The following is a 19,016-nucleotide window of genomic DNA, read 5'->3' on the forward strand; positions in this document are numbered from 1 at the left end:
GTGGAACCTTGAAAAGCGGGCAAAATATCACACGCAGTGTTCAAAATAATACTCACACGATATTAATAATTTGTCGTAGAAGTGCGATCTAGAGCGGTGCACGCCTTGGAGAGGGGAAACGGCAAGCGGCGCTCACGGTGGTGATGGCGAGCAATCCCTGGCGGATAACTCTATTAACAAGATTGATAGCTGCCTAACAAAAACCCCAGACTAGAGGGCTCCCCTGCCGCTTATATCATTCCGAATGATAGTTACCTTTGCCTCATTCGATTCGTGAGATACCCCCTCGCGAAGCATCATCCGCCCATCTCAATACATTGGCGGATGCATCCATGGAACAGTCACTCAAACATTTGCGCTTGCCCTTGGCCGCCTTGGCCTTGCTGGTGATGAGCGCCTGCGGCAAGACGCCGGACTTGGCCGCCGCCATGCCTGCTGCCAAGGTCAGCGTGGCCAAGGTGCTGGAACAACCGGTCAACGAGTGGGACGAGTTCACCGGCCGCCTCGAAGCACCGGAAACCGTCGAGATCCGCCCACGGGTCTCGGGCCAGATCGATGAAGTGGCCTTCACCGAAGGCGCGCTGGTGAAACAGGGCGACCTGCTGTTCCAGATCGACCCGCGTCCGTTCCAGGCCGAGGTCCGCCGCCTCGAAGCGCTGGTCGCCCAAGGCCGTGCCAATGCGACCCGCAGCGAAAACGAAGCCCGCCGTGGTGAACGCCTGCGCACCAGCAACGCGATTTCGGCAGAACTGGCCGACTCGCGCACCAGCGCCGCCCAGGAAGCACGGGCAGCGGTTGGTGCAATCCAGGCGCAACTGGACCTGGCCAAACTGAACCTGAGTTTCACCCGGGTAACCGCGCCGATCAGTGGCCGCGTCAGCCGCGCCGAGATCACCGCCGGCAACCTGGTGACCGCCGATGTCACTCCGCTCACCAGCGTGGTCTCCACCGACAAGGTCTACGCCTACTTCGACGCCGATGAGCGCGTGTACCTCAAGTACACCCAGCTCGCCCGCCAGGGCCAACGCGGTCAAACCACCCCGGTTTACCTGGGCCTGTCCAATGAAGACGGTAACCCGCACCTGGGCCAGATGAACTTCATCGACAACCAGGTCAACCCCAAGACCGGCACCATCCGTGGTCGCGCGGTGTTCGATAACAGCAAGGGCGAATACACCCCCGGCCTTTATGCCCGCCTGAAGCTGGTGGGCAGTGGCACCTATTCGGCGGTGTTGATCACGGACGAAGCGGTGGGCACGGACCTGGGCAAGAAGTTCGTGCTGGTGATGGACGCCGACAACACATCGGCCTACCGCGCCGTTGAACTGGGGCCGAAGATCGAAGGCTTGCGCATTGTGCGCAGCGGCCTGAACAAGGACGACACGATCATCGTCAAGGGCCTGCAACGGGTGCGCCCGGGGTCGCCGGTGACCCCAGAAGTGGTCCAGATGGCCAGCCAGGAAACCCTCGCGGCCCTTGCACAACAACGCCAGGCGCTTGAAGCCAGCAACCTGCCCCAAGTCGCGCCCGCCAAGGTTGCGCCGGGCACGGCTGTGAAGCTCGCCGCTGCGACTCCACGCGGTTAAGGGATACAGACTCCGATGAATTTTTCCCAGTTCTTCATTTCACGGCCGATCTTCGCCGCGGTACTGTCGCTGCTGATCCTGATTGCCGGCAGCATCTCGCTGTTCCAGCTGCCCATCAGCGAATACCCGGAAGTGGTGCCACCGACAGTGGTGGTGCGTGCCAACTTCCCGGGCGCCAACCCCAAAGTCATCGGTGAAACCGTGGCCGCTCCTCTGGAGCAAGCCATCACCGGCGTCGAGAACATGCTGTACATGTCCTCGCAGTCCACCGCCGACGGCAAGATCACCCTGACCATCACCTTTGCCCTGGGCACCGACCTGGACAACGCACAGGTGCAGGTGCAGAACCGCGTCACACGCACCGAGCCCAAGCTGCCCGAAGAAGTGACCCGGATCGGCATCACCGTGGACAAGGCCTCGCCCGACCTGACCATGGTGGTGCACTTGACCTCGCCGGACAAACGCTACGACATGCTCTACCTGTCCAACTACGCCCTGCTCAACATCAAGGATGAGCTGGCGCGCCTGGGCGGTGTCGGTGATGTGCAACTGTTCGGCATGGGCGACTACTCGCTGCGGGTGTGGCTTGACCCGAACAAGACCGCTTCGCGCAACCTGACCGCCACCGATGTGGTCAATGCCATTCGCGAGCAGAACCGCCAGGTGGCCGCCGGTGCATTGGGTGCGCCTCCGGCACCGAGTGCCACCGCGTTCCAGCTCTCGGTCAACACCCAGGGTCGCCTGGTGTCCGAGGAAGAGTTCGAAAACATCATCATTCGCTCAGGCGACAACGGTGAAATCACTCGCCTGAAGGACATTGCCCGCGTCGAACTGGGCTCCAGCCAGTACGCCTTGCGCTCCCTGCTGAACAACCAGCCGGCGGTAGCGATCCCGATCTTCCAGCGCCCGGGCTCCAACGCCATCGAGATCTCCAACGAAGTGCGCGGCAAGATGGCCGAGCTGAAGAAGAACTTCCCCGAAGGCATGGACTTCAGCATCGTCTATGACCCGACGATCTTCGTGCGCGGCTCCATCGAGGCGGTGGTGCACACCCTGTTCGAAGCGCTGATCCTGGTGGTGCTGGTGGTGATCCTGTTCCTGCAGACCTGGCGCGCCTCGATCATCCCGCTGGTGGCGGTGCCGGTATCGCTGATCGGTACCTTCGCCGTGATGCACATGTTCGGTTTCTCGCTCAACGCGTTGTCACTGTTCGGCCTGGTGCTGGCCATCGGCATCGTGGTGGACGACGCCATCGTGGTGGTGGAGAACGTCGAGCGCAACATCGGCCTGGGGCTGACCCCGGTGGAAGCGACCAAGCGTGCCATGCGTGAAGTGACCGGCCCCATCATCGCCACGGCGCTGGTGCTGTGTGCGGTATTCATCCCGGCGGCGTTCATCTCCGGGTTGACCGGTCAGTTCTACAAACAGTTTGCCTTGACCATTGCCATCTCGACCGTGATCTCGGCCTTCAACTCGCTGACCCTGTCGCCAGCGTTGGCGGCGGTGCTGCTCAAGAGCCATGACGCGCCGAAAGACCGTTTCTCCAAGGTCCTCGACACGCTCTTTGGCGGCTGGTTGTTCCGTCCGTTCAACCGCTTCTTCGACCGCGCCAGCCATGGCTATGTCGGCACCGTGACCCGTGTGATCCGCAGCAGCGGTATCGCCCTGCTGCTGTACGCCGGCCTGATGGTGCTGACGTTCTTCGGCTTCTCCAACACGCCGACCGGTTTCGTACCGGCCCAGGACAAGCAATACCTGGTGGCGTTCGCCCAACTGCCGGACGCCGCGAGCCTGGACCGTACCGAAGAGGTGATCAAGCGCATGTCCGACATGGCGCTCAAGCAACCGGGCGTGGAAAGCGCGGTGGCCTTCCCCGGCCTGTCGATCAACGGCTTCACCAACAGCCCCAACGCCGGCATCGTGTTCGTCACCCTCAAGCCCTTTGACGAGCGCAAGGACCCGAGCGAATCCGCCGGGGCCATTGCCGGGGCCTTGAACGGCCAGTACGCCGATATTCAGGAAGCCTACATGGCGATCTTCCCACCGCCGCCGGTACAGGGCCTGGGCACCATTGGCGGGTTCCGCCTGCAGATCGAGGACCGGGGCAACCTGGGCTATGACGAGCTGTACAAGGAAACCATGAACATCATCAACAAGAGCCACAACGTGCCGGAACTGGCGGGCCTGTTCACCAGCTACACGGTGAACGTGCCCCAGGTCGATGCCGCCATCGACCGCGAAAAGGCCAAGACCCACGGCGTGGCCGTCAGCGACATCTTCGACACCCTGCAGATCTACCTGGGGTCGCTGTATGCCAACGACTTCAACCGCTTCGGTCGCACCTATCAGGTCAACGTCCAGGCCGAGCAGCAGTTCCGCCTCGAGCCGGACCAGATCGGCCAGCTGAAAGTACGCAACAACAAGGGCGAGATGATCCCGCTGGCAACCTTCATCAAGGTCAGCGACACCTCAGGCCCTGACCGCGTGATGCACTACAACGGCTTTATCACCGCCGAAATCAACGGTGCCGCCGCCCCTGGCTACAGCTCGGGCCAGGCGGAGAAAGCCATTGAGAAACTGCTCAAGGAAGAACTGCCCAACGGCATGACCTACGAATGGACCGACCTGACCTACCAGCAGATTCTGTCCGGCAACACCGCACTGTTCGTGTTCCCGCTCTGCGTGCTGCTGGCGTTCCTGGTACTGGCGGCCCAGTACGAGAGCTGGAGCCTGCCGCTGGCGGTGATCCTGATCGTGCCGATGACCCTGCTGTCGGCCATCACCGGGGTGATTGTGTCCGGTGGCGACAACAACATCTTCACCCAGATCGGCTTGATCGTATTGGTGGGCCTGGCGTGCAAGAACGCGATCCTGATCGTCGAGTTCGCCAAGGACAAGCAAGAGGAAGGCATGGACGCCCTCAGCGCGGTGCTGGAAGCCTGCCGCCTGCGTCTGCGGCCGATCCTGATGACCTCGTTCGCCTTCATCATGGGGGTGGTGCCCCTGGTGTTCTCCAGCGGCGCCGGTGCCGAAATGCGTCACGCCATGGGTGTGGCGGTGTTCTCCGGGATGCTCGGGGTGACCTTCTTCGGACTGCTGCTGACGCCGGTGTTCTACGTATTGATCCGCCGTTATGTGGAGCGCAGCGACGCCCGCAAAGCGGCCCGTGCCCTGAAACTGGAGGCGCAACAATGAGCTTGAAAGCCTTCCTGCCGAGCCTGCTGGTGCTGGCCCTGAGTGCTTGCGCCGTCGGTCCGGACTACAAGACCCCCGAGACGGCAGCGGCCAACATCACGTCCGCGACCGTGGGGGCCAACGGGGAGAAGAACTTCGACCGCGCCCGCTTCGAAGGGATCTGGTGGCAGCAGTTCGAAGACCCGATCCTCAATCAGTTGGTGAACACCTCGCTGCAGGGCAACCGTGAGTTGCGGGTGGCCTTTGATCGCCTGCGGGCTGCCCGGGCATTCCGTGATGATGTCAGCAATGACGCCATGCCGGTGGTCACCAGCCGGGTCAGCAGTGACTTGGCCAAGGGCCAGATTCCCGGCCAGACCACCGACCGGGTCAGCAGCGAACGTTATGACCTGGGCCTGGACATGGCCTGGGAGATCGATCTGTTCGGGCGTATCCAGCGCAACCTGGAAGCGGCCGATGCCGACACCCAGGTGGCCGCGGCCGACCTGTACCAGTTGCAAGTCACGATGATTGCCGAACTGGTGGACGCCTACGGTCAACTGCGTGGCGCGCAATTGCGGGAGAAGATTGCCCTGGCCAACCTGCAGAACCAGCAGGAGTCGCGCAATATCACCATCAGCCTGCGCGATGCCGGTGTCGGTGATCAGCTCGACGTGGTTCGCGCCGACGCACGCCTGGCGTCGGTCGAAGCCAGCGTGCCGCAGTTGCAGGAAGTGCAGATCCGTCAGCGCAACCGCATCGCTACCCTGCTGGGTGAGCGTCCGGACAAGCTCAGCGTCGACTTGAGCCCCGCCAGCTTGCCGGCGATCGCCAAGGCCCTGCCGATCGGTGATCCGGGCGAATTGCTGCAACGCCGTCCCGACATCCTCAGCGCCGAGCGCAAACTGGCCGCTGCCACGGCCCGGATCGGCGTGGCCAAGGCCGACCTGTTCCCACGGGTCAGCCTCAGCGGCTTCCTCGGCTTCACGGCAGGACGCGGTTCGCAGATTGGCTCATCCGCCGCCAACGCTTGGGCGCTGGGCCCCAGCATCACCTGGGCCGCCTTTGACCTGGGCAGCGTACGTGCCCGCTTGCGGGCCGCCGATGCCAACGCCGACGGCGCCCTGGCCACCTACGAACAGCAAGTGTTACTGGCCCTGGAAGAATCGGAAAACGCCTTCTCCGACTACGGCAAACGCCAACAACGCCTGATCTCGCTGATTCGCCAAAGCGAATCGAGTCGCGCCGCCGCCGACCTGGCGGAGATTCGCTACCGCGAAGGCACCGCGGACTTCCTGGTGCTGCTCGACGCCCAACGCGAACGCCTGGCGGCCGAAGACTCGCAGGCCCAGGCCGAAGTCGACCTCTACCGCGGCATCGTCGCCATCTACAAAGCGTTGGGTGGCGGTTGGCAACCCGAAACCGTCGCCAGCAACTAAGCTTACAAGTGCTCCTTTGGTTGGCCGCAACCAACCAATTTTTTGCCCCGCGCCTCATTCGGTCGCGGGGTTTTTTTTGCTTTTTCACGGGGCTAAACGGCAATGCTGATCACAGCAAGCTTCATCATAGATGCCATCGATCACCCCGTCAGCCATAGCAATTGGACAGGCCATGCGCACGCCACTAGCCTTTATCCGCTACACAAGCATCTGACTCACCGAAGCCCCCACCATGATTGTCCGCCCCAAGCCCAACCTGATCGGCCTGCTGTTTTCCCTCAAGGGTTCGATTGCCAAGCGCATTGCCCTGCGCTGCCTGCTGGTGACGCTGCTGGCGTCGGTCATTGTGCTGGTGGAAACCTGGCACCCGGCCTACTTCTCCAGGGTCAATGTCACGCCTTTCACCCTGCTGGGTTTGTCGCTGTCGATTTTCATGAGTTTTCGCAACAACGCCTGTTACGACCGTTGGTGGGAAGGTCGCAAGCAGCTGGGGCAGATGATCGTCGAACTGCGCTCGCTGATTCGGCAAACCCAAATGCTCAAGGATGCAGGCCAGCGCGAGCCGCTGCTCAGAGAGCTCTGCGGCTTTGCCCATGGCCTGGTCGCCCGCCTGCGACTGGAAGATGAAGCGGCCGCCATCCAGCCCTGGACGGCCCCCCCCCCGGACCACCGGCACCCGAACCTCACCGACCGCCTGCTGCAACGCATCAGTGCGCGCTGCTTGCAGCTCGCCGAGGATGGACGAATCAGCGAATGGCGCTACACCCAACTGGAAAACCGGCTGCTCAGCCTGAGCCAGGTCCAGGCCGCCTGCGAACGGATCAAATTCACACCACTACCCTTCCCGTACACCCTGTTACTGCATCGCACCATTTACCTGTTCTGCATCTTGCTGCCGTTCGCCATGGCCGGGCCGCTGGGCTGGCTGACGCCAGTGATCACCGCCATCGTCAGCTACACCTTTCTCGGTCTCGACGAAATCGGTGACGACCTGGAGGACCCGTTCGGCTTCGATGAAAACGATCTGCCTTGCAATGCCATCCTGCGCACTCTTGAGCGCGAAGTGCTGGCCGCCCTTGGCCATGACGACCTTCCACCGGCACTGGTACCCGTCGATTACGTTTTGAACTAGCCCCGGGTTTGACTCGCGGCGCCAGCTGACCGAAGCTTGCAACCTTGCACACGTTGTCAGCGCCCGGATTACTGCATGCCCAAGCCTCGCCGCTATTTGATCATCAGCCTGCTTGCCCTGTTTGCCATCGCCGTCGCCTGGTTTTCCCTGCACGATTCCGCCCCCCAGGTGCCTGAGACCATCAAGCGCGGCTACAGCGAAGCCCTGGAACGGGCGCGCAACGGCAAGCCCGGTGCGGCCCGTGTGCTCTATCAACAACTGGCCCGCCCGGACCTCTCGGACAAGCGGCGCGTCTGGCTGCATGCCGAACTGCCCAATTACCCCAGCCCGCAGGCGTTGAAACTGGCGGATGCGGACTTGCTCAACTCATCGGTCGCGGTCCGCCAGGCCGCGATCAAGAGCATTGTCGGGCTGGTTCCCAGCGGCCAGCGCAGTCTGTTGCTCGGCCCGTTGCTCGACGACAGCGAGCAAACCGTGCGTTTTGCTGCCGCCAGCGCCTTGCTTGGCCTGTCGCCCGACGACCTGGGGTTGTATTTCGGTCCCTTGCAGCAAGTCATCGATGAATATGAGCAGTCGCTGAAAAGCCAGCCCGTCACCGCGCAAAGCCAGTATCAGCTGGCACGCCTGCACCTGCACAACGCCGAACTCAAGCAAGCGCAGCAGGCGCTCGATGCCACCTTGCGCCTGGACCCGGGGAATCTGCCGGCACTGGTGTTGCAGATCGACGTGCTGGATAAGCAGGGGCAAAGCGAAGCGGCCCAGCAGTTACTGGCCAGGCAGCTCAAGGCCCAACCCGATTCGGCTTACCTGCAGCACGCCCTGGGGATGTGGCTGCTGCATCACGGGCAGAACGAGTTCGCCCTCCTCGGGCTGTCCAGGGCCGTGGAGCTGGAACCCAATAACAAACAATACCGCTACGACCTGGCGACAACCCTGCATGAGGAGCAGGAGTTGGAGGCGGCGCAAAAACAGCTGCAAGAGATCGTTCAGCGCCATCCCGCCGACCGCAAGGCCCGGGTATTGCTGATCAACTACTGGAAGGAAAGCGGCCAGTTGCAGAATGTCCAGGTATTGCTGGCACAGCTTGAGCAGATGAATCCGGACGACCCCGCCTTGCAGCAAGGCCTGTAACCTGCCCAGGTACAACGCGTGCCGGGCGCTCGATCAGGGTCAAGCGCCGCAGTCTGGGGGAAGGTTCAGGACAGCATTTCCTGCATCAGTTCCTGCAGCTCGTCCAGGTCGAAGGGTTTGGCCAGGATCGGCGCTTTCTGCGCAATGGGGCTGCCCGACTCGCGAATTTCCTGCGGATAACCGCTGATGAAGATCACTTTCAGTTCCGGCCGCAGCTTCACCGCGGGCTCGGCGATTTGTACCCCCGAGATGCCGCCAGGCAACCGGTAGTCGGTGATCATCATGTCCAGATGGGGCTTGCTGGCCAGAATCGCGAAGGCCTCCTCGCCATCCACGGCCTGCAACACCCGATAACCCTCACCCGACAGATACGCGGCGAGCACCATCAGGATCGAAGGATCATCTTCGACGATCAATACGACATCTTGTGCATCTTCACTCATGGGAAGCCTTTGTTCGGTCAATAGCTGTTATTACGACCCTAAGGTCATGCAGAGGTTGCGTTTTTTTTTGCCCGTCTTGCTACAGAGGCAGGCAAACACGGAACAACGCGCCTTGATCAATCTTGCTCTCGACACGGATGGTGCCACCGTGGGCCGCCACAATCTGCTCGCAAATGAACAGCCCTAATCCAAGGCCGGCCACCTCATTCCTGGTGCTAACCCGCTCGAACTGCTGGAAAATCCGCTTCTGGTTATCCTCGCTGATTCCCATCCCGGCGTCACGCACCTCGATCAAGGCCTGACCACCTTCAGGATAGACATGCACACTGATCGGCGCCTTGCCACCGTAACGCAAAGCATTGGTCAGCAAGTTGGACACCACCTGTTCGATACGAAACTCATCCCAGAGGCCTTCCACCGGCTGTCCGGCAACCAGCGTCACCGAAGCCTCGGCGGCTTCGATCTGGGGGGCAAAACTATGCACCACCCTACCCACCAGTTGCGCCAGGTCGAAACGACCCGGACGGATGGACAGCTTACCCGTGCGAATCCTCGACACATCGAGCATGTCTTCGATCAAGCGGATCAGACTCTTGATTTGCCGTTCGTCGCGATCGACCATCGCGTGCATCTTGTCCAGGGTGAAGGCGGCAGCGTTGTCCCGGGCCAGGTGCATCTTGCGCAACTGGGTTTCCAGAATCAGCCCGTTGAGGGGAGTACGCACCTCATGGGCCACGATCGACATGAAGTCGTCACGCATGCGCACCGCCCGCTCCAGCTCACCTTGTGTGGCTTGCAGTTGCTTGAGCAAGGTTTCCTGCTCGCGGCGGCTTTGCTCCAAAGCCTCCAGCTGCAACTTCATCGCCTTTTGCTGGCGATACAGATCGACAAATACCTTGACCTTGCTTTTCACCGCGTGGGTATCCAGCGGCTTGTGCAGGAAATCCACGGCGCCGCTTTCATAGCCTTTGAACACGTAGTTCGTTTCTCGACCGGCCGCACTGACGAACACAATCGGGATGTCCCGGGTCTTTTCGGTACCGCGCATCAGCTCGGCCAGTTCGAAGCCGTTCATGCCCGGCATCTGCACATCGACAATGGCCAGGGCGAACTCGTGTTGCAGCAGCAGCGACAAGGCTTTGTCGGCCGACTGCGCCGGGTAGATGGTGTGATGTTCACCGGCAATCAACGCCTTGAGTGCCAGCAGATTCTGCGGCAGGTCATCGACGATCAGCACGTTGGCCTGGATCTGACTCAGCATTTTCGGTAGATCCGTTCTTGTTTGACCAAGGGCTCGAACTGTTGGCCGTACGCGGAGAACTCAAGGGTCTCCTTGCTGCCCAGCGCCAGGAAGCCGCGATGGCACAGCGATTCATGAAACAAGCCAAAAGCCCGATCCTGCAGCTTCTTATTAAAATAAATCAATACGTTACGACATGAAATGAACTGGACTTCGGAAAACACGCTGTCCGTTGCCAGGCTGTGATCGGCAAAGGTCACGTGCTCGCACAGGCTCTTGTCGAAAATCCCGTGGTCATAGGCGGCCGTGTAATAGTCGGCGAACGAGCGCCGGCCACCGGCCTGCTGATAATTTTTGGTGTAGGCGCGGATGTTTTCCCGGGAGAAGATGCCCCGCCGGGCCTGTTCCAGCGACCGCGGGTTGATGTCGGTCGCGTAAATGAGGGTGCGTTCCAGCAATCCCTCCTCGCGCAACAGAATCGCCAACGAATAGACCTCCTCCCCGGTGCTGCAACCGGCGATCCAGAGCTTGATCGAAGGATAGGTCTTGAGCAGCGGCACCACTTCCTGGCGAATCGCCAGAAAGTGCGCCGGGTCGCGAAACATCTCACTGACCGGAATCGTCAGCAGTTGCAGCAACTGCATGAACGCGGTCGGGTCGTGCAGCACCCGCTCCTGCAAGGCAGAGATGGTCCTGCACTCGAACTGAGGCAGCGCGTGGTTGACCCGACGCTGAATCGACGCTGCGCAATAATCGCGGAAATCGTAACTGTACTTGAGATAGATCGCTTCGATCAGCAACCTCAGTTCGATCTCGCAAGCTGCACCCGTGTTGCGCTCCACTAAACTCTTTCCATCTTCGGTAGCCACACGCGAACCAGCGAGAACAGGCGATCCAGGTCGATGGGCTTGGCCAGGTAGTCATTGGCACCCGCTTGCAGGCAGCGCTCCTGATCATCCTTCATCGCCTTGGCGGTGACGGCAATGATCGGCAGCTTGCGCCAGCGCGGCTCCTGGCGAATCCGGGCCGTAGCTTCAAGCCCGTCCATCTCCGGCATCATCACGTCCATCAGCACCAGGTCGATGTCCTCGACTGCATTGAGTTTTTCCAGCGCCTCGCGGCCATTGCGGCCAATGACCACGATGGCGCCCTTTTGCTCCAGGGCACTGGTGAGGGCAAAGATGTTGCGCACGTCATCATCCACCAGCAGCACCTTGCGACCTTCGAAGAGCCGGTCATGGCTGCGGGCAGTCTTGAGCATCCTTTGCCGCTCATGGGACAAGCGGGATTCGACTTTGTGCAGGAACAGGGTCACTTCATCCAGCAAGCGCTCGGGAGAGCGCGCGCCCTTGATGATGATCGAGCGTGAATAGCGGAGCAGTTCCGCCTCTTCATCACGGGTCAGGTTGCGCCCGGTGTAGACAATGACCGGCGGGAACGAGCAGATGTCTTCGCTGGACATGCGTTTGAGCAGATCGTTGCCGAGCATGTCTGGCAGTTTCAGGTCGATGATCATGCAGTCGTAGAGGTTTTCGCGCAGCAGGTCCAGCGCTTCCTGGGCAAGCCCCACGGCAGTGATCTCGATGTCATCGTCGCCGATCAGGCGGGCAATGCTGTCGCGTTGCAGGTCGTCGTCTTCAACCAGCAGCACCCGCTTGACCTTCTGCGTCAGCTTGGCCTCCAGGCGTGCAAACACACCCTTGAGCTCTTCGCGGGAGGTCGGTTTGACGGCATAGCCAACCGCGCCCATGTGCATGGCGGCCTCGACACGGTCCTCGACCGAGATCACATGGACCGGAATATGTCGGGTGTCGGCCTGTTCCTTGAGGCGCTGCAGCACGGTCAGGCCGGAGTGGTCCGGCAAGCGCATGTCCAGCAGGATCGCATCGGGCAGGAACTGTGTGGCCAGCTCATAGCCTTCGTCGGCACCATGGGCCACCAGGCACTGATACCCCAGCTCATGCGCCAGATCGAAGAGGATATGCGCAAAACTGACCTCGTCCTCCACCACCAGAATGCACCGACCGGTAAACGGCGCATTGCCGCGGTCATCGGCAAAGCGTGGTGCCTGTGGTGTGACAGCCCGGGGTTTGCCTGGCGCCGCGGGTGCAGGCGAGGCAGCCTTCATCGATTGAATCCGCTGCGCATCGTCTTCAACGTAACGCTCAGGCAGCACCAGGGTGAAGACACTGCCCTGCCCCGGCTCGCTGCTGACGCTGATCGATCCGCCGAGCAAGGCCGCCAGGTCCCGCGAGATCGACAACCCCAGCCCCGTGCCACCGTAACGACGATTGGTGGTGCCGTCGGCTTGGTGGAACGCCTCGAAAACACTTTCAAGCTGATCGCTGGCAATACCGATCCCCGAATCGCGAACCACAAAGCCGATACCGGCGTCCGGCTGGCGGATGACGGTGAGGCTGACCGTGCCCTTTTCGGTGAACTTGATCGCGTTCGACAACAGGTTCTTGAGCACCTGTTCCAGGCGCTGGGGATCGGTGAACAGTATCGGCGCTGCATCCGCCTGCACTTGAGCCGTGAACACCAGTTGCTTGTCGGCGGCCAGGGGCACGAACATCCCGCGCAGGCCATCTACCAGCCGCGCGACGCGGGTGTTCTGCGCACGTATCTCCAGCTTGCCGGCCTCGACTCTGGAAATGTCGAGGATGTCATTGATCAGGTTCAGCAAGTCGTTGCCGGCCGAGTAGATCGACTCGGCGTACTGCACTTGTTCGGCACTGAGGTTCTCTTGGGGGTTCTCGGCCAGCAGTTTGGCCAGGATCAACGAACTGTTCAGCGGTGTGCGCAACTCATGGGACATGTTGGCCAGGAACTCGGACTTGTACTTGCTCGAACGCTGCAGTTCTTCGGCACGCTCTTCGAGCTGGGCCTGGGCCTGGTGCAACTCGGTGTTTTTCAGGTCCAGGACATCGCGCTGCTCGGCCAGGGTGAGTGCCTGGTCTGCCAGTTGCTCGTTGGTCTGCTCAAGCTCGACCTGCTGGGTTTCCAGGTGGGCCTGGGACTCCTTGAGAATCCGCGACTGTTCCTCCAGCTCCTCGTTGGCCGCCTTGAGCTCTTCCTGCTGCACCTGCAACTCTTCGTTGAGCTGCTGGGTTTCGGCCAGCACCTCCTGCAGGCGCTGGCGATAGCGCGCCGCCTCGAGCGAGGTGCCGATGTTGCCGGCAATCAGCTCCAGCAGTTCGACATCGCGCTCGTCCAGGGCACGCAAAAAGCCCAGCTCGATCACCCCGTTGACCTGGTCGTCGTTCGTGGCAGGCACCACCAGCACGCTGCGGGGTGCCCCCTCACCCAGTCCTGAGCTGACTTTGAAATAGTCGCCCGGGACATCGTCCAGACGGATCAAGCGACCTTGCCGGGCGGCCTGTCCGGCAATGCCTTCGCCGCTGGCGATCGATTGTTCACGCGCTTGCTGCTCACGGGAGAAACCATAAGTGGCCACCCGAACAAGGCCGCCATGATCGTCCTTCACATACAGGGCCGCGACGACACTGCCCAGGTACTGCGCACAAAACTGCAGGATACTGCGCCCCAACAGGTTCAGCGTCAGCTGACCGAGGACCTGCTCTGCCAGTTCGGTCTGCCCCTTGCGCAACCAGGCTTGCTGTTCCAGGCGCCGAGCGCTCTTTTGTTGCGCGGCCAGGTTGGCACTGTAGCTTTTCGAAAGGCTGACCAGGTCGCGGCGCCCGACGTAGGCCAGCAGGCCGCTGATGCCGACGATGAACAGCACGTACAGGGAGATGCTCCAGATCGTCGTGCGACGAACCTCTTCGTTGCGCGTGGCACGCAACTGTTGCTCCATGCCGGTGACGTCTTCGTACTGTTTGCGGATTTCGTCGGTCAGGCGCTTGCCACGACCGGCCTTCACCACCGCGCGGTAGTCGCCGCTGCTACGCTGCAGGTCGATCATCGTTTGGGCATAGGCATTCCACTCGGTTTGCAACGCCTCGATCCGACGCAACCGGTCAAGTTGTATCGGGTTGTCCGCCGTCAGCTCCTGCAAGGTGTTAAGCGCCACCATGATTCGCGGCTTCGCCGTTTCATAGGGGTCAAGGAAGTGCGCGTCACCGGTCAACAGATAACCGCGCATGCCGGTTTCCAGGTCAACCGTCAGCTTCACCGCTTCGTTGGCGTTATTGATCACCCGGTCGGTATGCTCGACCCTCTGCATGACCGACATCAGGTAGGTGATCAGGGAGACAAAGAACACCACGCTGAGGACACCCAGCCCCAGCGGCAAACTGACGTTACGACTCAGGAGTTTGCGAAAGCTCTGCTCATCAACCGAAGACGAAGCGTTCATTGGGAGGCCTTGGTGAACTGTCGTAAGAGAAGGAGTTTGCCCCAAAAGCGAATGTGGGATCCATGTTTCTGACAGCCTAGCCAGCAATTGCCGGTATTGCCCTCCAATGATCCCGAGACGCGCAAGACCGCGCCCGATTCCTGTACATTAACGCTTTGCTGTACCGCTTTGCGCACGTGTCGGGTTTGATCAATGATGCCGGGCAGTGTGATGGCCCCGGTCACCGAGCGCCCTTTTGAGAACAGCCCTTATGTCCGTCACCGCCACCATCCTTGTCGTCGAAGACGACGCCATCGTGCGCATGCTGATCGTCGATGTGCTGGAGGAACTGGCGTTCAAGGTGCTTGCGGCCGAAGGCAGCACGGACGCCTTGATCCTGCTGGAAAACCAGTCGAATACGATCGACCTGCTGATGACCGATGTGGGCTTGCCGGATATGGATGGCAAGGAACTGGCCATGCGCGCCCGCGAACTGCGCCCCAACCTGCCGGTTCTGTTTGCCAGTGGTTATGCCGCAAGCATTGAAGTACCTGACGGCATGTCGGTGATTGGCAAGCCATTCTCCATCGATCAACTGCGCGACAAGGTCAAAAGCCTGCTGGGTGACGCCCACTAGAGGGCACTGTCGCCGCCCAGCCTGCAAATGCCTGGGCTGTGGTTTAATGGCGCCCCCGCACCTCCCTGCCCACCTGCCGTTTCAAGGAAATACCGCTCATGAGTCCGTCTCGCGCAACCAAGGTCCTGGTCATTGGTTACGTCTGGCCCGAACCGCGCTCATCCGCCGCCAGCGGTCACGTCATGCAAATCCTCGAAACCTTTCTCCAGCAGGGTTGGGACATTACCTTCAGCAGCCCCGCAGGCGTCGGCGAGCACAAGGCCGATCTGCTGTCGATGGGTATCAAGGAACAGCCCATCGAGCTCAACAACAGCAGCTTTGATGCCTTCGTCAGCCAATTGGCTCCGGATATCGTGCTGTTCGACCAGTTCATGATGGAGGAACAGTTCGGCTGGCGCGTTGAAAAACACTGCCCCGATGCACTGCGTGTCCTGGAAACCTCGGACCTGCAAAGCCTGCGTCACGCTCGCCATCAGCGTTTGAAAGACCGCCTGAAGGCCAGCGACGACCACAATGATTTCGCCTCGCTGTTTGCCCCTGCGCTGGCGCAGGAGTTTGCCCTGATGGCCGACACTGAGCTTGCCAAGCGGGAAATTGCCGCGCTGTTACGCTGCGACCTCAACCTGATGATCTCGGAAGTGGAAATCCAGTTGCTGGTGGAGCATTTCTCAGTGCCACGCAGCAGTGTGCATTGGTGTCCATTGATGCTCGACCCGCCGGCGCAAGCCTTCGTGCCTTTTGAAGACCGTGCGCATTTCCTCAGCATCGGCAACTTCCGCCACGCACCGAACTGGGACGCCGTGCTCTGGATGAAAACCGCCATCTGGCCGCTGATCCGCCAACAGCTGCCCGGTGCGCAACTGCACATCTACGGCGCCTATACACCGCCCAAGGCCACGGCCTTGCACAATCCGGCACAAGGGTTTCACGTCATGAATTGGGCCGAAGACGCCCTGCAGGTCATGTCGGCCGCACGCATCTGCCTCGCGCCCCTGCGCTTTGGTGCAGGGATCAAGGGCAAGATCTTCGATGCGATGCTCTGTGGTACACCGAACATCACCACCCCGACCGGCGCTGAAGGCATGTCCGGGGACATGCCCTGGGCCGGGGAAATTGCCGAAAGTGCCGAGGCCATCGCCCAGGCGGCGGTGCGCCTGTATCAGGACAAGGCACTGTGGACCCGGGCCCAGGATGCCGGCGTACAGCTGCTCGACGCCCGTTACCGGCAGAGCGTCCATGGTCCGGCGCTGATCGACCGGTTGCAGCACTGCCGTGACAACCTGCTGGCGCTGCGTCGGGAGAACTTTATCGGTGGCATGCTGCGTCATCATCAACACAAGAGCACGCAATACATGTCGCAGTGGATTGAAGAGAAAAACCGCAACACCCGGTGACGCCCATCAAGGTCGACCAGCGATCGCGCTCACACTGCCCGCCCAAGACTCACAGCAGCGAAAAGTTGTAGCTGACGATCAGCCGGGTCTCATCCACATCCCGGGCGAACTGTTCGTAGTTGGTGCGGTAGGTCGCACTGCGCAGGCGCAGGCTCACATCCTTGAACGTCCCGCTTTGCACCACGTACTTGAGTTCGCTGTCGCGCTCCCATTCCTTGCCTTCCTGCTCGCTACCCGCGACCTTGATGTGATCGCCGTTCACGTAACGGGTCAGGAAGCTCAAGCCATTGATACCGATGGCCTTGAAGTCGTAGTCGTAACGCAGCTGCCAGGAGCGTTCCTGGGCCGCGGCGAAGTCATTGACCTGCACATAGTTGACCAGATAGGGGTTGCTGCCATCCAGGTACGGCATCGAGTTATCGCCGATCATGCGCTGCCAGCCGGCGCTGAAGGTGTGCCCGCTGACGGCATAACCCAGCATGCCGCTCAGGGCGCGGTTGTCGATGGCGCCAGCACGGGCCGCACCGCTGTCGGCACTGCTGAGCACCCGCAGATCGGCCTTCAACGAGCCCGCCGCCAAGGGTTGATTGGCCAGTACGCCCAGGAAGTGCTGGCGATAGATGTCTTCCAGTTCGCCATACTGGTACTGAGCGCTCAGGCGATCATTGAGCTTGTACTCCACGCCGTACAGATCGAAGTGATCGGCCGTCACGTTGCAAGCGTAACGCTTGTTCTTGCAGTGCAGGCGAATGTCCTGGGCGTCCGTTGAATCCCGGGCGGTGTACCGGTTGAGGCGGGCGCCGGTGAAGGTCAGGTTCTTCAGCTCCCTGGAGGTGAGCAGCGCACCGTTGAACATCGTCGGCAACAAGCGGCCGTCGTTGTACTTGATCAGTGGCAGGTCCGGCAGCAGTGCGCCGTACTTCAGTACGCTGCGGGACGCCCGGACCTTGGCGGTCAGGCCCAGCTTGGCGTATTGGTCTGCGGAACCGCGCGGGTCATTGCCGGATGACGGCAACAGGCCACTGTTGCTGCTGTCGGCACTGGAGTCGAGCTTCAAACCCAGCATCCCCAGCGCATCGACACCAAACCCTACGGTGCCTTCGGTGTACCCCGACTGCAGATTGAGAATGAAGCCCTCGGCCGACTCTTCGCGTTTCGAGGCGCCCTGCGGGTTGGAGGTGTGGCCATCACGAAAGTCGCGATTGAAATACACCGTGCGCGCCTCGACAGTAGCGTGGCTGTCTTCAATGAAACCACTGGCCTGGCTCTGTGTGGAAAAACCGGCGCACAGCAAGGCGGCGCCGACGCCCAGAACCGGGCACGACGTGATGAGGGGAAACGGGGGACGCATGACAAAAGCTCCAGCAGTGCATCTTTGCGACGGGACAATCAGCCAACACAAATAGCGTTCATCCAGCAAACCACTGTCTGCCGGAATGAAATGAAAAGTTACAAGGTGATCGCCAATGGTGGCATATGGCCCCATATCGCTACAGGCGACTTTAGTCTGAAACCATCGCCACCTATCCGGGCAGCCTCATCGCGCGCGCCCGTCATCTATGCTTAACCCTGCTACCCAACAGTGGCTGAACCGCGTTCGTGCCAGACATTCCGACACCCTGCGCGGCAGGGCCGGCATCTGCGGATGTCGTGCCAATCCTGGTCTGCTCCGGAGATGTGTCATGAACATGCGCACCCTGCTGGCTATTGCGGCCCTCACCTGCACCGGATACGCCGGGCTGGTGCTGGCCGACACCGCACCGTCCCAAGCCGTGCCCTATCACTACGGCATGGCGCTGCACGTGAACAAAGTGCTTTCAATGACCGAACCCACCACAACGGACTGCAAGGTGGTAACCGCCGAAATGACGTTCATCGACAACGCTGGCAAACAGGAGAGCATCCGTTATCAGAAACTCTCGGAGGCCTGCAGTTACCAAAACTGAGTGAAGCGGGTCACGACAACTCTTGATGATGGGCGAGCGCCGGGCCAAAGGTTATGCTTTGGCCTGCCCTCCGCTGCCGCAAGGATTCGCCATGCAGTTGTCATTTCGTACCCTCGCCACCCTTACTACCGCACTGTGTTTTGTCCTGGCGCTGATCTGGGGCTTGATTCCCGAGTTCATGCTGTCGATCTGGGGGGTTGCCTACGACAACACCGCCGGCTTGATGGCCAGGCGCGGGGCCATGTTGTTCGTGACCCTGGGCGTGATGTTCTTCATGGCGCGCCATGCACCGCCCTCCATAGCCCGCACCGCCATGAGCAGTGGTGTGGTCATCGGGCTGCTCGGCCTGGCAGTACTGGGCTTTAGCGAATGGCTCAATGGCCGCGCCGGTCCCGGCATCCTGTTGGCGGTAGTGGTCGAGATCGCGCTAGGCACAGCCTTTCTCCAGACTCGGCGCGACTGCGTCGAACTCACGCAATCCGTTGATTGAGCCGCCTGAACTTCTGCCGCGCAAACCCGTCAATACACCCGGTTTGCATTGGCAGGCCCATGGGGCAGAATGCTCGCGTTTTTTGAATCAACCACAAGCAAGGAGGC

Annotated in this window: 14 protein-coding genes; 9 read left to right on the top strand and 5 right to left on the bottom strand. The window is 61.0% G+C overall.

What is annotated here, in order from left to right; all coding sequences use genetic code 11:
- Window positions 1-332 precede the first annotated feature (332 nt).
- The 5 genes from mexE (at window position 333) to CKW29_RS01855 (ending at window position 8,462) form a co-directional block, all read left to right on the top strand.
- Window positions 333-1,586, top strand: coding sequence for a multidrug efflux RND transporter periplasmic adaptor subunit MexE (gene mexE, locus CKW29_RS01835; protein WP_095144371.1), 1,254 nt, complete (start codon window positions 333-335; stop codon window positions 1,584-1,586).
- A gap of 15 nt (window positions 1,587-1,601) precedes the next feature.
- A complete protein-coding gene (locus CKW29_RS01840; RefSeq protein ID WP_095144372.1) occupies window positions 1,602-4,781 on the top strand; it encodes an efflux RND transporter permease subunit in 3,180 nt (1,059 codons plus the stop codon).
- Window positions 4,778-6,199, top strand: coding sequence for an efflux transporter outer membrane subunit (locus tag CKW29_RS01845; protein WP_095144373.1), 1,422 nt, complete (start codon window positions 4,778-4,780; stop codon window positions 6,197-6,199). The genes CKW29_RS01840 and CKW29_RS01845 overlap by 4 nt, the downstream gene beginning before the upstream one ends.
- Window positions 6,200-6,431: 232 nt before the next feature.
- Window positions 6,432-7,331 (top strand): bestrophin family protein, encoded by a 900-nt coding sequence (locus tag CKW29_RS01850; RefSeq protein WP_095144374.1) that lies wholly within the window; start codon window positions 6,432-6,434, stop codon window positions 7,329-7,331.
- A gap of 75 nt (window positions 7,332-7,406) precedes the next feature.
- Window positions 7,407-8,462, top strand: a complete 1,056-nt coding sequence (locus tag CKW29_RS01855; RefSeq protein ID WP_095144375.1) for a tetratricopeptide repeat protein — start codon at window positions 7,407-7,409, stop codon at window positions 8,460-8,462.
- Window positions 8,463-8,527: 65 nt separating this feature from the next.
- On the opposite strand, the gene CKW29_RS01860 is transcribed toward CKW29_RS01855, so the two are convergent.
- From CKW29_RS01860 to CKW29_RS01875, 4 genes are all read right to left on the bottom strand, one after another.
- Entirely contained in the window at window positions 8,528-8,905 is a 378-nt protein-coding gene (locus CKW29_RS01860) for a response regulator (RefSeq protein ID WP_095079059.1), read from the bottom strand.
- Between the two features lie 79 nt (window positions 8,906-8,984).
- The gene (locus CKW29_RS01865) at window positions 8,985-10,166 is read right to left on the bottom strand and encodes a hybrid sensor histidine kinase/response regulator (RefSeq protein ID WP_095144376.1); all 1,182 of its coding nucleotides are present in this window, start codon (window positions 10,164-10,166) and stop codon (window positions 8,985-8,987) included.
- Window positions 10,160-10,987 (bottom strand): protein-glutamate O-methyltransferase CheR, encoded by an 828-nt coding sequence (locus CKW29_RS01870; protein WP_095144377.1) that lies wholly within the window; start codon window positions 10,985-10,987, stop codon window positions 10,160-10,162. Before CKW29_RS01870 ends, CKW29_RS01865 begins: the two co-directional genes overlap by 7 nt.
- Entirely contained in the window at window positions 10,987-14,463 is a 3,477-nt protein-coding gene (locus CKW29_RS01875) for a response regulator (protein ID WP_095144378.1), read from the bottom strand. Before CKW29_RS01875 ends, CKW29_RS01870 begins: the two co-directional genes overlap by 1 nt.
- 250 nt (window positions 14,464-14,713) lie before the next feature.
- Between CKW29_RS01875 and CKW29_RS01880 the strand changes: the two genes are divergently transcribed.
- Window positions 14,714-15,079 carry a response regulator gene (locus CKW29_RS01880; protein ID WP_095144379.1) on the top strand — a complete coding sequence of 122 codons (366 nt, stop codon included), beginning with the start codon at window positions 14,714-14,716 and terminating at the stop codon, window positions 15,077-15,079.
- A 98-nt stretch (window positions 15,080-15,177) separates the two neighbouring features.
- Complete coding sequence (locus CKW29_RS01885; protein ID WP_095147810.1) at window positions 15,178-16,473, top strand: glycosyltransferase; 1,296 nt, start codon at window positions 15,178-15,180, stop codon at window positions 16,471-16,473.
- 49 nt (window positions 16,474-16,522) lie between these two features.
- Here CKW29_RS01885 and CKW29_RS01890 read toward each other — a convergent pair whose 3' ends face one another.
- The gene (locus CKW29_RS01890; protein WP_095147811.1) at window positions 16,523-17,824 is read right to left on the bottom strand and encodes an OprD family porin; all 1,302 of its coding nucleotides are present in this window, start codon (window positions 17,822-17,824) and stop codon (window positions 16,523-16,525) included.
- Window positions 17,825-18,155: 331 nt separating this feature from the next.
- Here CKW29_RS01890 and CKW29_RS01895 point away from each other — a divergent pair, with 331 nt between their 5' ends.
- Together CKW29_RS01895 and CKW29_RS01900 are read left to right on the top strand one after the other, a co-directional pair.
- Complete coding sequence (locus CKW29_RS01895; protein WP_095147812.1) at window positions 18,156-18,419, top strand: DUF2790 domain-containing protein; 264 nt, start codon at window positions 18,156-18,158, stop codon at window positions 18,417-18,419.
- Between the two features lie 91 nt (window positions 18,420-18,510).
- The gene (locus CKW29_RS01900; protein WP_095147925.1) at window positions 18,511-18,909 is read left to right on the top strand and encodes a hypothetical protein; all 399 of its coding nucleotides are present in this window, start codon (window positions 18,511-18,513) and stop codon (window positions 18,907-18,909) included.
- The last annotated feature ends 107 nt before the right edge of the window (window positions 18,910-19,016 follow it).

The organism is Pseudomonas sp. Irchel s3a18 (genome assembly GCF_900187535.1).
Classification (GTDB): domain Bacteria; phylum Pseudomonadota; class Gammaproteobacteria; order Pseudomonadales; family Pseudomonadaceae; genus Aquipseudomonas.